This is a genomic window from Limnohabitans sp. INBF002, from assembly GCF_027924905.1.
Classification (GTDB): Bacteria; Pseudomonadota; Gammaproteobacteria; order Burkholderiales; family Burkholderiaceae_C; genus Limnohabitans.
This window is the reverse complement of the sequence record NZ_AP027055.1, coordinates 554,368-569,133: the sequence shown is the minus strand read 5'-3', so window position 1 is coordinate 569,133 and position 14,766 is coordinate 554,368. Positions and strand designations below refer to the sequence as shown.

The 14,766-nt window shown below is 54.1% G+C and carries 13 protein-coding genes; 9 read left to right on the top strand and 4 right to left on the bottom strand.

Going from position 1 to position 14,766, the window contains the following annotated elements; translation table 11 throughout:
- Nucleotides 1–73 precede the first annotated feature (73 nt).
- A complete protein-coding gene (locus QMG15_RS02875) occupies nt 74–988 on the top strand; it encodes a LysR family transcriptional regulator (protein WP_281789407.1) in 915 nt (304 codons plus the stop codon).
- On the opposite strand, the gene QMG15_RS02870 is transcribed toward QMG15_RS02875, so the two are convergent.
- Genes QMG15_RS02870 through acnA form a run of 4 tightly spaced genes read right to left on the bottom strand, consistent with a single transcriptional unit; the run spans nt 978 to nt 6,323 of the window.
- The gene (locus tag QMG15_RS02870) at nt 978–2,084 is read right to left on the bottom strand and encodes a lactonase family protein (RefSeq protein WP_281789406.1); all 1,107 of its coding nucleotides are present in this window, start codon (nt 2,082–2,084) and stop codon (nt 978–980) included. The genes QMG15_RS02875 and QMG15_RS02870 overlap by 11 nt on opposite strands.
- Nucleotides 2,047–2,781 (bottom strand): ABC transporter substrate-binding protein, encoded by a 735-nt coding sequence (locus tag QMG15_RS02865; RefSeq protein WP_281789404.1) that lies wholly within the window; start codon nt 2,779–2,781, stop codon nt 2,047–2,049. Before QMG15_RS02865 ends, QMG15_RS02870 begins: the two co-directional genes overlap by 38 nt.
- An 11-nt stretch (nt 2,782–2,792) precedes the next feature.
- Entirely contained in the window at nt 2,793–3,680 is an 888-nt protein-coding gene (locus QMG15_RS02860) for a GntR family transcriptional regulator (RefSeq protein WP_281789403.1), read from the bottom strand.
- Between the two features lie 21 nt (nt 3,681–3,701).
- Nucleotides 3,702–6,323: an aconitate hydratase AcnA gene (acnA, locus tag QMG15_RS02855; protein ID WP_281789402.1), complete on the bottom strand. Its 2,622-nt coding sequence runs from the start codon at nt 6,321–6,323 to the stop codon at nt 3,702–3,704.
- Between the two features lie 87 nt (nt 6,324–6,410).
- Between acnA and QMG15_RS02850 the strand changes: the two genes are divergently transcribed.
- The 8 genes from QMG15_RS02850 (at nt 6,411) to nanR (ending at nt 14,763) form a co-directional block, all read left to right on the top strand.
- Nucleotides 6,411–7,400, top strand: a complete 990-nt coding sequence (locus QMG15_RS02850) for a tripartite tricarboxylate transporter substrate binding protein (protein ID WP_281789401.1) — start codon at nt 6,411–6,413, stop codon at nt 7,398–7,400.
- 201 nt (nt 7,401–7,601) lie between these two features.
- Nucleotides 7,602–8,432: a phosphogluconate dehydrogenase C-terminal domain-containing protein gene (locus tag QMG15_RS02845; protein WP_281789400.1), complete on the top strand. Its 831-nt coding sequence runs from the start codon at nt 7,602–7,604 to the stop codon at nt 8,430–8,432.
- A gap of 47 nt (nt 8,433–8,479) precedes the next feature.
- Nucleotides 8,480–9,448 (top strand): TRAP transporter substrate-binding protein, encoded by a 969-nt coding sequence (locus tag QMG15_RS02840; RefSeq protein WP_281789399.1) that lies wholly within the window; start codon nt 8,480–8,482, stop codon nt 9,446–9,448.
- A 60-nt stretch (nt 9,449–9,508) separates the two neighbouring features.
- Nucleotides 9,509–10,021 carry a TRAP transporter small permease gene (locus QMG15_RS02835; protein WP_281789398.1) on the top strand — a complete coding sequence of 171 codons (513 nt, stop codon included), beginning with the start codon at nt 9,509–9,511 and terminating at the stop codon, nt 10,019–10,021.
- Nucleotides 10,018–11,310, top strand: a complete 1,293-nt coding sequence (locus tag QMG15_RS02830) for a TRAP transporter large permease (protein ID WP_281789397.1) — start codon at nt 10,018–10,020, stop codon at nt 11,308–11,310. The genes QMG15_RS02835 and QMG15_RS02830 overlap by 4 nt, the downstream gene beginning before the upstream one ends.
- 40 nt (nt 11,311–11,350) lie before the next feature.
- Nucleotides 11,351–12,601, top strand: coding sequence for a ribulose-bisphosphate carboxylase large subunit family protein (locus QMG15_RS02825; protein ID WP_281789396.1), 1,251 nt, complete (start codon nt 11,351–11,353; stop codon nt 12,599–12,601).
- A complete protein-coding gene (gene oiaK / locus QMG15_RS02820; protein ID WP_281789395.1) occupies nt 12,598–13,974 on the top strand; it encodes a 3-oxo-isoapionate kinase OiaK in 1,377 nt (458 codons plus the stop codon). Before QMG15_RS02825 ends, oiaK begins: the two co-directional genes overlap by 4 nt.
- Nucleotides 13,975–14,016: 42 nt before the next feature.
- Nucleotides 14,017–14,763, top strand: coding sequence for a transcriptional regulator NanR (nanR, locus tag QMG15_RS02815; protein WP_281789393.1), 747 nt, complete (start codon nt 14,017–14,019; stop codon nt 14,761–14,763).
- Nucleotides 14,764–14,766: the final 3 nt, after the last annotated feature.

Sequence of the window (14,766 nt, the reverse complement as noted above, 5' to 3'; positions counted from 1 at the left end):
AAACAACTGTAGATTTTTCAAGGTTAAAAATTCAGCGCTATATTCAAAGCATTGTTAACCTAAAGCTAAAGATATGACCAAGCTCATCAGCCCTGCCGACTTAGGCTTTTTCATCGCGTTAGCCAACGCAGGCTCGCTCAGTGCCGCCGCGCGCGAGCAAGGCATCTCTACCGCAGCGGTCAGCCGCCACTTGGGGTTGATGGAGTCGCGTTTAGGCATTCCGCTGGTCAACCGCACCACACGGCGCATGGGCCTCACGCCCGAGGGTGAGGTGTATTTGGACTACGCCCGCAAAATCATGGGCGACATCGAAGGTCTTGAAACCCACTTGCTAGGTGCCACCGCTGCACCGCAAGGCCTGCTGCGCGTGAACGCCACTTTAGGTTTTGGCCGCAGCCACATTGCGCCCCTCATCTCACAGTTCACACGCCTGCACCCCAAGGTGGATGTGCAGTTACAGCTCTCGGTCAACCCACCGCCCAGTGGCGACGATGCGTTTGACATTTGCTTTCGCTTTGGCAACCCGCCCGACTCGCGCTCGATCGCCCGCTTCATTGCGGCCAACCAACGCGTGGTGGTGGCCTCGCCCGCATACCTCAAGAAATTTGGCACACCTAAAACACCAACTGACCTGGTGAAACACAACTGCATTGGCATACGCCAAGGCGACGAAGCCTATGGCCTGTGGCGCTTCACCACCGCCAAGGGCAAAGCCAAAGAGCAACAAACCGAGAGCGTGAAGATTCGCGGCAACCTCACCACCAACGATGGCGGTGTGGCGCTGAACTGGGCGCTCGATGGCCACGGCGTGCTGCTGCGCGCGCAATGGGATGTAGAGAAATATTTACAGACTGGCAAACTGGTGCAACTGCTACCCAACTACAACAGCCCCGATGCAGACATCTATGCCATCTACGCTGAACGCCACCGCACCTCAGTGCGGGTGAAGGCCTTGATTGATTTTGTAGCAGCGGCGTTTAAGCGCTGACAAACACCATACACACAGGGCTGCCGCAATGCACTTCGTGTTGCGTGGGCCTGAGCCTGCCGTCTTGCGAGTTCACCCCCAAGGTCACGATGGTGTCGCTGTCCTCGTTCAACACATACATCCAGCGGTTGCTGGGGTCTAAGGCAAAGAACCGTGGCGTACGCCCCATGGCCGCTTGCGTTTGAATCAACGTCAAACGTCCAGACACTGGATTGACTGAGAACACCGCGATCGAATCCTCGCCCCGGTTGGAGGCATACACAGTTTGTCCGGCCTGATCCACTTCAATTTCAGAAGATCGGCTGTTGGCTGTGAAGGTGTCTGCCAGCGACGACACGATTTGAAAAGGTGTGAGCGCTCCCGTCTTCGCATCCAAGTGATACGCCGTGACGGTGGAATCCAGCTCGTTCACCACATACACCCAAGGCTTGGTTGGGTGAAACGCCAAATGCCTAGGCCCCGATGTTTCGCGTGCTGCCACATCGGGTACATCCGCAGCATGTAACTGACCATCGGCAAAGCGGAAGGCAAACACTTTGTCGAGTCCTTTGTCTGGCACCAACACAAATTGGCCACTTGGGTCAAACGGGTTGAAGTGTGGTTTGGTGAAGGGTTGCTCTTTGCGATGCGGGCCGGGTTCCCCCGTCAATTGCACCTTCTGCGTCAAAGGCAGTAACGAACCATCCTCGGCAATAGGGAGCACCACCAAAGTGCCCGTGATGTGGTTGGACACCACCACAAACTTCTCCGTGGGATCGAGCGCTAAATGCACAGGGTTTTTACCTTCTGTGCTTTGACGGTTCAAAAATTCGAGCTTGCCCGATGCTGCATCAATCTTGAATGCACTGATGTCTTCACAGTCACCGTGTACAACATACAAGCGGTCTCCTGCCTTGTTGCGTGCAAGAAAAGATGGATTCACCAAATCACCCACCACTTGCACCAAGCTCAACTGGCCGGTGACAGCGTCGCATTTGAAAACGCTGATGCCATCGCCTCGGGCATTGCGCTCACGTGTGGTGCGTGAGCCAACATAAGCAAACATCGTCGCGCCCATCTCAAACACCAGACGCCACAGACGCACCTTGAATGCCATGGCGTTGAAGCGCATCCGCCACAAAACCACTGGCTTTCATTTCTTCCACATAGGCGGCCAAATAGTGGGCTGCGTCAGCACCGCGTGACTTCGGCGTGCCCATGGCTTGCTGAATCACCATGAAGCGGCCTGGCAGCAAACGATGGCCTGCAAACCTTGCCAAATCAGATTCGAGTTGTTGCTTCACGCCTGCCGCCACTTCGAGTTTTTGTTCAACAAATACATCCACCACGGTGGGTGATGTGGGCGCACGCACGATGTCAGCGTGCTTCAACTCACGGGTCAAGAACAAATCGTAGGCGCTGCCCTTGCCCACTGTCACGCGAATACCTTCACGGTCTACCTCGTCGTTGCTTTGAATTGCTGAATCTTGCGGCACCAAATAACTGCCCTCAATCAACACATACGGCGCGGTAAACGAAATGCCTTCTCCACGCAGCGGGTCGATGGCAAAGAAACCAATGTCGGCCTGCTCTGCCTTCACGGCTTCGACAGACTTACCTGCCGCGTCAAACACCACCAACTCAATCTCCACTCCCAAGCGCTTGGCAAAGTTGTTGGCCAAATCAATCGACACACCAAAGGGCAAACCCGTGGCGGCATCTTTGTTGGCCAAGATGGGATTGCCTAGGTTGATAGAAGCGCGGAGCTTACCGGTGGGGGTGAAAGCGTGAAGGATGTCTGAGGTGAGGTTCATGGCGAATCAAGTTAAGGATTCAAAAGACGTCGAATCTTTTGGTGGTTTTCAAGGGTACGTTGCAAGTGCTTGCGCATCATTTCGGCGGCATCCACACGTTTGCCTTTGGCAATCAGATCGAGCACCTGCAAATGTTGCTGGCAATGCTCGGTGTAACGCTTGCGGTCTTGCATGGAGCGGTACGAAATCAAACGGCGAACGCGGTTCACACGGCGAATGGTGTCAATGAAAAATGGGTTGCCCGAAGCTTCCACCAAGGACTCATGAAAACGCACACCGCGTTCGTGTAATTGGTCAGGTGTGTCGGTCTCAATGCCGCCATCCAACAAATGGTGTTCGGCGGCTCGGCATTTGTCCAACACCTCAGGCGAGAGGTGGTAGCTTGGTTCAAGCAATGCCGCAGGCTCTAAGGCCAAACGCAAACGGTAGGACTGCAACAAACTATCTGGCGTGGTCAGCATGCTGGAGAACTCCCAGCCGTAGCCCGCCTTACGTTGCGCCCATCCCTCTTGGGCAATGCGATTGAGCACAGCCTTGAGCTGGGCAGCCGTCAGCTCGTATTTGGTTTTGATGAAGGACTCCGTCACCTCCAAAGGCAAGGTGCCCTTGAGCACATCGTCAGCCATTCGGAAATACGTGGCAGACACAGCATCGCCTTGTGTAATGCCAAGTTTTTTTTCTAACTTGGCATCGATGGGCTTAGCCAAAAAGTAGCCTCGGTTGGGCTCACGCCGCAGCAGACCTTTCGATTCAAACAGAGCCAATGCATCGTTCACAGGTGAACGCGACACATGGAACCGGTCGGCCAAAGCTTGTGCGGGCAAGTGACTGCCTTTCACCAAGCCTTCATCGCGGATGAAATCAAGAATCAAATGGGGGATAGATTTGTCAGAGCTCATGCGATGCAATTTTGGCCGACATCAGCGGTGGGCACGGATTGTTTTTTGCAAGATAGACGGAATCACACCGCCGTCGCGCAACAACTCGACTTCGAGCTGCGTCTCCACTGCCGCACGCGCTTGAAAGGTCTCGATGCGCCCATCTGCACGGTGCACGCGCACCTCAATGCTGGCTCGGGGTTTGACCGCGGCCACCTCAGCGGCCATCTCAATTTGGTCACCCGCTTGAATCGCCAAGGTTTGCGGGGTCACCCCAGCAGGCATCAACACAGGCAAGATGCCCATGCCAATCAAGTTCGAACGGTGAATCCGCTCAAAGCTCACGGCCAACACAGAGCGAATGCCCAGCAAACGTTGACCTTTGGCAGCCCAATCGCGTGACGAGCCCATGCCATAGCGCTCACCTGCCACCAACACCACAGATTGACCCGCATCACGATAACGCTGGGCCACATCCCAAATGGGTTGCACATCGCCACTGGGCACATGCAGGGTGTGCGCCACTGGCATGTTGGGTTTGAGTAAGTTGACCAAGGTCTTGCTGTGGAATGCCGCTCGCATCATCACTTCCCAGTTGCCACGGCGCGAGGCAAACACATTGAGGTCGTTGCGGTCATCACCACGCTCCACCAAAAAGTCAGCCACCAAGCTGTTGGGAGGGATCGCACTGGCTGGCGAGATGTGGTCGGTCGTCACATCGTCTCCCACCACCAACAAGGGATAGGCTTTGAATGTGCCAAGCTGGCTGCCTTCAGTCACAGCTGCAAACGGAGGGCGGCGAAGAATGGTGGAGTTGTCGTCCCACGGGTACAAAGGGGTGTCGGGCGCTTGCAAGGCTTTCCACATCGGGTTGGCTGTGGCGATGATGAAGTCACGACGGAAGTCAGTGGCATCCAAGGCTTTGGCTACATGCTGTTGAATTTCAGCGTGTGTGGGCCAAATGTCTTTCAGATAAACCGGTGTGCCGTTGTCCAACACTTGAATGGGTTCTTGCGACAAATCTTTGCTGGCGTCGCCCGCCAAGCCAAACGCAATCACCAGCGGCGGTGACATGATGTAGGCCAACTCCAACTCGGGGTGAATACGTCCAGGGAAATTTCGGTTACCCGACAAAATGGCGACGGGCTGAATTTGCTGTGCTTTTTGCGCTTCCACAATCGATGAAGGCAAACCGCCTGAATTACCAATGCAGGTGGTACAGCCGTAGCCCACGATGCCAAAGCCAACAGCTTCTAAATCGTCTAACAAACCCGCACGCTTGAGGTAAGACGCAGCCGCAGGCGAACCGGGGCCCAACGATGTCTTCACCCAATGCGGCACCTTCACACCCAACTGTCGCGCTTTACGGGCGAGCAAGCCAGCGGCAATAAGCAACGCGGGGTCAGATGTGTTGGTGCAACTGGTGATCGCAGCAATGGCCACAGGATGTTTGGGCAATGTGGCACTGTGCGTTGCAGGTTGAAAGTTCAACGCTGCCAAAGCGTCGCCCGACTTGGCAAACGGCAACAAATCTTGCGGACGCTTAGGTCCCGCAATGTGCATTTCAATCGCAGACAAATCAATCGTGATGCACTTGGTATAACGTGGCTCAGCCGCGCCATCAAACCAAAGACCTTGACGTTTGGCATAGCTCTCAACCAACGCCAATGCAGCGTCTGATCGCCCTGTGGACTTCAAATAGTCCAGCGTGTTTGTGTCGATGGGGAAATAGCCTGTGGTTGCGCCGTACTCAGGTGCCATATTGGCGACCACCGAACGATCACCCGCAGTCAAGGCACTCACACCAGGACCATAGAACTCAACGAACTCGCCGGTCACCCCCAGCTTGCGTAATTCATGTGTGACCACCAAAGCCAAGTCCGTCGCCAACACGCCCGGCGAAAACTGCCCCACCAGTTTGACACCCACCACATCGGGAATGCGCAACATGGTGGGCATGCCAAACATCACTGTTTGTGCTTCTAAGCCACCTACGCCCCAGCCCAACACGCCAATGCCATTGACCATGGGTGTGTGACTGTCTGTACCAATCATCATGTCAGGCACAGCCCATGTTTGACCATGCTTTTGTTCAGTGGTCACCACCGTAGCCAATTGCTCTAGGTTGATGGTGTGCATGATGCCCGTGCCTGGCGGATTGATGCTCACACCCTTGAGCACTTGCGACGCCCAACGCAAAAAACGATAGCGTTCTGAATTGCGGCGAATTTCGTGTTGCAAATTTTCTGTGGCCGCATTGGGTTTGGCATACGCCTCCACGGCCAGCGAGTGGTCCACCGACACATCGACCTGCAAGCCTGGGTTGAGCACCGTCGGGTCTACACCCGCTTCGGCCAAAGCATTGCGCATTGCTGCAATGTCCACCAAGGCAGGCGTACTGGTGGTGTCATGCATCAAGACACGTCCAGGCTGAAATGCAATCTCAGCTTCACTCGTTCCTGTGTCCAACCAATCAAAGATGGACTGCACGGCCAACAAGCGCTCTTCGCCCGTCATATTGCGCACGGCGTTTTCTAGCAACAAGCGCAAGACAACGGGCAGCTGCTGAAGTTTGTCACCGCACAACGCAAGCAAATCCACCACGGCATAAGACTGGTGGCCGACCGAAAAATGAGCAGGTTCAAAGTTGTAGGTGTTTTCCATAGATTGCATTATTGCATTTTTAACGCATAAAATGCAATTTATCGTTAACCCTGAGCAATTCAACTTGATCAACCTAGGAGTCACCGCATGTTTCATTTCCGTCGCAAATTCTTGCTAAGCGCCCTGTCTATCGCGACCAGCATGGTCGCAAGCACAGGTGCATTCGCTCAAGAGTTCCCAAATAAAACCATCACCATCGTTGTGCCCTTTTCTGCGGGCGGCGGTGTCGACACCATTGCACGCTTGTTGGCTGAAAAGCTGCGTGGCACGTTGAAACAAAACGTCATCGTGGACAACAAGGCCGGGGGCAGCGGCATGATTGGTGCAAACGCTGTGGTCAAAGCAACGCCCGACGGATACACCTTGCTGCTGGGTTCTGCCGGGGAAACAGCCATCAACGCGTTTGTTTACAAAAACAAAATGCAATACAACCCAGCCAAAGATTTGGCCCCCATCACGTTGGTCACGCGTATTCCAAACGTCTTGGTCGCAAGCCCCACACTGCCAGTGAAAAACATCGAAGAGTTGGTGGCTTATGGCAAAAAGAACCCAGGCAAGCTGGCCTACTCAACCAGCGGCGTCGGCAACCCTCAACATTTGAATGGTGAGTTGTTAGAAGAACTGGCTGGCATCCACATGGTGCACATTCCCTACAAAGGCGCATCAGGACAATTGGTCGATGTGGTGTCTGGCAACGTCGACATGACCTTTGTGAGCTACACAGCGGCTAAGGCATTCATCAAGGATGGCAAAGTCAAAGTCATTGCTGTGACCTCTGCCAAACGCACCAGCTTTGCACCGGAAATTCCAGCCATTGCCGAATACAAGCCATTGGCAAAGTACCAGTTGGAAAACTGGTTTGGCCTATTTGCCCCCGCTGGCACGCCCGACGCTGTGTTGCAAAAGCTCAATGCGGCGGTGACCCAAGCCATCAAAGACCCGGACTTGGCCAAGCGCCTACAAGACCAAGGTGGCGAACCTGCACCCATGAGTACACAGCAATTCCGTGACTTCATCAAAACGGAGTCTGTGCAATTCCAACGCATTGTGGAAACCGCAAACATCACCGCAGAGTAAGCCGCGCAAGACCGCAGTGACGCCGCGCCCGAGCTAACCAGGCTCGGCGTTGGCCAAACTTTGCTAACCGTAAGACCTCCACCTAGGGAAAGCCCCAAACCATTACCTCACCATGTCATCATACCATCACACCAGCTTTGAGGGATACGCCTCTCAGTTTGTGGAGACCCATTCGCAGATGTCAAATCAATGGAGATATGAATGACAGTAAAGATTGCTTTGTTTGGTGCAGGTGGAAAGATGGGCGTTCGCCTGTCTCAAAACCTGAAAGGTTCGGCTTACCAGGTCAGTCATATTGAGCCGGGTGAAGTAGGTCGCAAGCGCCTGCGAGAAGAAGTCGGTGTGGAATGTGTGCCCGTGGAACAGGCCTTGGCAGACGCCGATGTGGTCATCCTCGCCGTCCCCGACACATTGATCGGAAAACTATCGGCAGAGATTGCCCCCAAGCTGAAAGCCGGCACCATGGTCATGACCTTGGATGCAGCGGCTCCTTTCGCAGGTCACTTGCCCAACCGTCCTGACTTGGTTTACTTCGTGGCGCATCCTTGCCACCCCTCTATCTTCAATTCCAAAGCGCACACAGAAGGCTCACCCGATTACTTTGGGGGCGTGAGCGCACCACAGTCGATCGTGAGCGCGTTGATGCAGGGTGATGAATCTACTTTTGCATTGGGTGAGGCCATCGCCAAGACCATTTACCAACCCATCGAACGTTCATACCGCGTCACTGTTGAACAAATGGCGCTGCTTGAGCCAGGCTTGTCTGAGACTGTGTGCGCAACATTGCTAGATGTCATGCGTGAGGCGATGGACGAAGTCGTTGCGCGCGGCGTACCGCCAGAGGCAGCACGCGACTTTCTGCTCGGCCATATGACGATCTTGAGCGCAGTGATCTTCAAACAAATCCCAGGTCAATTCTCTGACGCCTGCAACAAAGCCATCGTGAACGGCAAGCCTCGCTTGATGCGCGATGACTGGAAAAAGATTTTTGATCGCGCAGAAATTGCCGAAAGCATTGAGCGAATTACCTGACCGCAACATAGAAAACCGCTTCACATCTATCAAAAGGAGACAACGACATGAACAAAACTAAATTGACCATTGCAGCAACCGCACTTCTCGCAGGCATGGCTGTCAACGCAGAAACCATTCTGAAGATTGGGTACTCAAACGCCATTAACTCGCACTACGGTGTGGGCGCGGTGGCTTTCTGCGAGGGCGTTGAAAAAGGAACGCAAGGGCGCTACAAATGCCAGCAGTACCCCAACAATGCACTGGGTGGCGAACGCGAAATGATTGAGGCTGTACAGATTGGCACCCAAGATCTTGCCAACGTCTCAACAGGCCCATTGGGCAACTTTGTGCCTGAAGTCAAGGTTGTAGATATTCCCTTCCTGTTCCGCGACTATGACCACGCACGAAAAGTGATGGATGGCCCGATTGGTCAGGATCTGCTGAAGAAGATGACCTCCAAGGGTGTGGTGGGTCTCGCTTGGACAGAAAACGGTTTCCGTCACATGACCAACAGCAAGCGCGCCATCTACACGCCAGATGATGCCAAGGGCCTGAAGATGCGAACCATGGAAAACAAGGTTCACATGGATGGCTACAAAACTTTTGGAATCTTGCCCACCCCCATGGCATGGCCTGAAGTATTTGGTGCCTTGCAACAAGGCACCGTGGATGGCCAAGAGAACCCGATCCCCGTCATCTTGTCGGGCAAGTTGTGGCAAGTTCAAAAGCATTTTTCGTTGACGAATCACGTGTATTCACCAGCAGCATTGATCATCTCGCCTGCAATCTGGCAAAAACTTTCTGACACCGACAAAGCAGTCTTTGTTGATGCCGCCAAGAAAGCTTCTGTGATCCAGCGCAAAAAAGTCAACGACGATGAAAGCAACGGCATCACCCAAATGGAGAAAGAGGGCATGCAAGTTGTGAAAAAGGTAGACGGCGATGCATTCCGCAAAGCCGTAACGCCTGCTTACGCAACGTTTGCGAAAGAGTTTGGTGCTGACAAGATTGCCGCAATCCAGGCCATCAAATAAACCTTCGCCACCCTATATGCCAGAGGTGGGCCATTCGCTCACCTCCGGCAGGAGCTTTGCATGAAATATCTTGAGTCGTGGTTTCTGACGGCCAATCGCTGGGCATTAATCGTTTTACTCGCAGCGATGTCCATGATTATTTTTGCCAACATTTCGTTGCGCTACTTTACAAATGAGTCCATCGAATGGGCAGAAGAAGTAGCCCGCTACTTGATGGTTTGGTTGACGTTTTTAGGGGCAGGTCCCGTGCTGCGCTATGGCGGTCATATTGCAGTTGAAAACTTGCAGGACAGCCTGCCCACCGCCTGGGCACGCGCGCTTCGCGTATTGATTGCATTGATGTTGTCGGGGTTTTTCTGCTTCATCATTTGGTACGGCCTCATCTATGTTGAGCGCGTTCAATACCAAGTCACACCCACCACACAAATTTCAATGTCATGGATCTACGCATCCATGCCTTTGGGCGGCGCATTGCTGCTCATACATTGGTTGCTCATTGTTCGCGACTATGTAGCGACGCGCACCTTCGCATCCGATTCACATTTCGACGCCACCGCGAGTGCTTCACTATGAGTCTCAGCTTAATTCTTCTTCTCAGTTGCTGCTTTTACTTAGCCATTGGTCTGCCCGTTGCTTTTGCACTGGGCTTCTCAACGCTCACCGCTTTGGTCTTCGGGGCTGATTACCCCTTGTTCGTTTTGCTCAAGCAAACATACGAGGGTGTGGACAGCTTTCCACTCATGGCCGTGCCATTTTTTATCTTAGCGGCAGAACTCATGAGCGGCGGGTCGTTGACTGAGGTGTTGTTGAAATTCGCCGCTCAATTTGTGGGCCACAAACGCGGCGGCTTGGGCTACACCAACGTGGTGTCGCTGACTTTCTTTTCCGGCATTTCGGGATCTGCGCTGGCCGATGCCGCAGGCCCTGGCTCCATGATGATTCGCATGATGGACAAGGCGGGCTATGACCGCTCTTACGCAGCTGCACTGACCGCTGCGACGGCAATCGTGGGCCCCATCATTCCACCGTCGATCATCATGATCATTTATGCATTACAGGACGAACGTGTCTCGGTGGGTGCGTTGTTTGTGGCGGGCTTTGTCCCTGGCATTTTGATTGCAGCGGGCATGGCGTTGGTCAACTTTCGTGTATCAAAGCAACGCAACTACAAAGGCATTCCTGGTAACGAAACATTCGCAGAAAAAATGCTCGTCACGTGGAAGGCCATTCCTGCCCTGATGCTGCCTGTGATTATTTTGGGCGGCATGCGTGCAGGTTGGTTCACACCGACTGAAGCCTCTGTGGTTGCCGTGTTTTACGCCTTGGTGTGCGGCAAATGGATTTATCGCACGCTGGAATGGAAAGCAGTACCCGACATCCTGTCACGATCAGCACTGATGACCGCTTCGGTGCTCATCATCATTGGCACGTCAAACGCATTTGCATGGGTTCTGACGATTGATGGATTGCCGATCAAACTGGCCGAATGGATGGGGACACAAGACATGTCTGCCTTCACCTTCTTGATTGCTGTCAACATCTTCTTGCTGATCTTTGGCATCTTCATTGAGCCGTTGCCGGGTGTGATGGTTTTGGTTCCCATCCTTGCCCCTGTCGCGGCCAAGCTGGGGGTGGATCCCGTGCATTTCGCAATGGTGGTCATCTTCAATTTGACGCTGGGCATGATCACGCCCCCGGTTGGAGGCTTGCTGTTTGTGACCTCCAACGTGTCCAAAGTTCCACTGGATGCGCTGGTCAGAGAACTGAAGCCTTTCCTATGGGCGCATGCCATTATTTTGGTTCTTCTGACCTTTGTGCCAAGTCTGAGTACTTGGCTGCCACACACACTTGGATTCAATTAAGTAGCGTTCTCGCTATGGGTTCTCACATCACCTAAACATCATGACTGAACGCATTCACGCCACCTACTGGTTAGAAACCCCTGAAGATCCACTTCGCGCGGCTCAAACCATCGCTGGAGAACAGTCCAGCGGTACTTTCCTATCTCTGGCTAACGAGACCGATGAACTCAAAGAGCGAAGCGGTGCACGCATTGAGCGCCTCACCGTATTAGAGACAGACACGCAACCCAGTCTTCCAGGTAAGTACAAAGAAGGTGCCACGTTCACCCGATGTCTTTTGGAGCTGTCATGGTCAATTGACAACATGGGGGTTTCACTTCCCAACGTCATGGCGACAGTCGCAGGTAACTTGTTTGAGTTGCAGTGCGTTTCAGGTCTGCGAATTTTGGACCTCCAACTCCCCCCCATATTCGCTCGCACCTACCCCGGCCCCGCATTTGGCATTGCAGGCACGCGCCAGCTCGCAGGCGTTCCCAATGGGCCCTTAATTGGCACGATCATTAAACCGAGTGTGGGGCTCTCGCCAGAACAAACTGGGCTGGAAGCCAGAAAACTCATACAAGGCGGCATTGACTTCATCAAAGATGATGAACTTCAGGCCGTAGGACCACACTGCCCTTTCGAGGACCGCGTGCGTGCCGTCATGCGCGAAGTACATCAAGCCTCCGATCGCCTGGGCCGAAAGGTCATGGTGGCCTTCAACCTCACGGGTGAGCTCGATGACATGAAACGCCGTCATGACTTCGTTCAATCGCAAGGTGGCACGTGCATCATGGTGAGCCTCAACGCCATCGGACTCGTTGGCTTGCACGAACTTCGTCGCCATACAGCGTTGCCCATTCATGCACACCGCAATGGCTGGGGCTATTTGAGCCGGCACCCTGCATTAGGTTGGGATTACCGTGCCTGGCATAAGATTTGGCGCTTGGCCGGTGCGGACCATCTGCACGTCAACGGCATTGGCAACAAATTCAGTGAGACCGATGAACAAGTGGCCGAGTCTGTGCGTGCCGTGATTGAGCCCATGTGGTCAGATGCCCCCATGCACGTGATGCCCGTGTTTAGCTCGGGGCAAACAGGCTTGGTTGCTGCAGCAACGTATGCATCGACATCCAACAGCCAAGACTTGATCTTTGCAGCAGGCGGTGGAATTTTTGGCCACCCAGCTGGCGTCGCTTCAGGCGTCGCGGCGTTGCGTCAGGCCTGGGATGCCGCAGTCGCAGGCGTGCCGCTCCAGCAAGCTGCGTCAGAAAAAACTGAGTTGGGTCAAGCAATGGGGTTTTGGTCATGAACCACGCCACATCTGAGCTGCTGCCTGATGGCCCTCTGTTGGCTTATTACGGGGATGACTTCACTGGCTCTACCGATGTCATGGAAGCATTCACCCTGGCTGGCGTACCCACCGTTTTGTTTTTGCAGACACCGTCTCAGGCTTGGGTGAAAAAGTTTTCGCATATGAAATGCGTTGGCTTAGCGGGCACATCTCGCGGGCGTAGCCCTGCATGGATGCAGCAAAACCTGCCGCCCGCGTTTGCAAGCCTCAAGGCGTTTGGCGCACCCATCTTGCAATACAAGGTTTGTTCCACCTTTGATTCCAACCCTGAGATTGGCTCCATTGGTACGGCCATTGATCTTGGGGTCAAAGTGATGGGAGATTCCTGGTCTCCGATGGTGGTCGGCGCCCCTCGCTTGCGTCGCTATCAGGCGTTCGGACATTTGTTTGCAGCAATGGGAGACGCGGTTCATCGACTCGATCGCCACCCCACCATGTCGCGCCATCCAGTGACACCGATGGACGAGGCCGATTTGAAACAACATTTGGCCAAACAGACATCCAAGCGCATTGAACTTGTGGACCTGGTGGCACTCAAACAAGGTCTGGGTCAACAACGTTTGGATGCAGCCATGGGCAACGACGGTCCCGTTGTTTTGCTCGATGTGATTGATGAAGAAACACTCGCTCTTGCAGGTCAACTCGTCTGGACGAACCGAGGATCTGGTCTCTTTTCTGCATCCTCATCGGGCTTGGCATACGCTTTGGTTGCACATTGGCGACGCGTTGGATTACTCAGCGCCCCCACTGACTTTCCACAGACAAAAGGCGTCGATTGCATCGCCGCCATTAGTGGAAGTTGCTCACCCGTGACCGCAAGTCAAATCACGTGGGCTGCGGCGCATGGTTTTGATACGCAACGCATGGATGTCAAAGCCGTCTTGTCAGCAGACACATGTGCAGTCGAAGTTGAACGGCTGGTTCAGTTAGCGCAACTGGCCGTGCAAAAACGGGTGAGTCCTTTGATCTATTCAGCGAGTGGACCCGATGACCCTGCGGTCCTCGGCTTTTCAAAACTCGCCAGTGAGGCCGGCATAGAACTGTCTCAAGCCCATGAACGCGTAGGCCAAGCCCTGGCGTCGATCATGCGACGCATTGTGGACACCACGGGTATTCAACGCATCGCGATTGCGGGCGGCGATAGTTCGGGCGCGGTTGCCAGTGCCCTCGATATTGCAGCACTCACCGTTGTCAGCCAACTGACACCAGGTGCGCCGCTGTGTCGCGCACACGCAGAATCGACAGACATGGATGGCTTGGAGGTGGCGTTGAAAGGCGGACAAATGGGTGGACCTGACTTTTTTGAACGGGTACTGAAAGGCACCGCCTAGTGCACTGCCGTTAATATGACGTTCAGCTATCCTTGCCGCACCATGAAAACAGAACCCATACAGCGTAGAAAGATTTACCAAGAAGTCGTAGACCGATTGCTACAGCGTATTCGCTCAGGCGAATGGCGCGCTGGTGATCAACTGCCCTCTGAACGTGACCTGATGGACACGTACGGTGTAGGGCGCCCCGCGATTCGTGAAGCCTTGCAAGACCTTGCCCGTTCCGGCATCGTGGAGATCACCCATGGCGAACGCGCCCGCGTGGTGGTACCAACGGCTGATTTGTTGATTGAACAGGTCGCTGGTGGCGCGAAACACATGTTGCTCATGGAGCCGGGAATGCTGGAGCATCTCAAAGATGCACGCGTTTTTCTGGAAACTGGGTTGTGCAAGATGGCGGCTCAAAATGCGACCCAAGAAGACAAAGCCCGGTTGTTAGCGCGATGGGAAGCGCATTGCGAAGCGCTGAACGAGATGGATCAGTTTCTTTATCGCGACATGTTGTTCCATCGCGAGATTGCGTCTATTTCGGGCAATCCAATTTTTCCATCGATTGTTGAGGCGCTTTTCAACTGGGCTGGTGAGTATTACCAAAACATCGTTCGGGCCCCTGGCTCAGAACAACTCACTTTGGCAGAACATCGCCGAATTTATGAGGCGATCGCAGATAGCAACGGAGACCTCGCGGCTGAAGCGATGCGAGACCACCTGCTGCGTGCCAATGAGCTTTACAGGCGATCACCCACCGACACCAGCTCGGTTGAGGTACGTGAAGTCAAAGCGGCATAACTG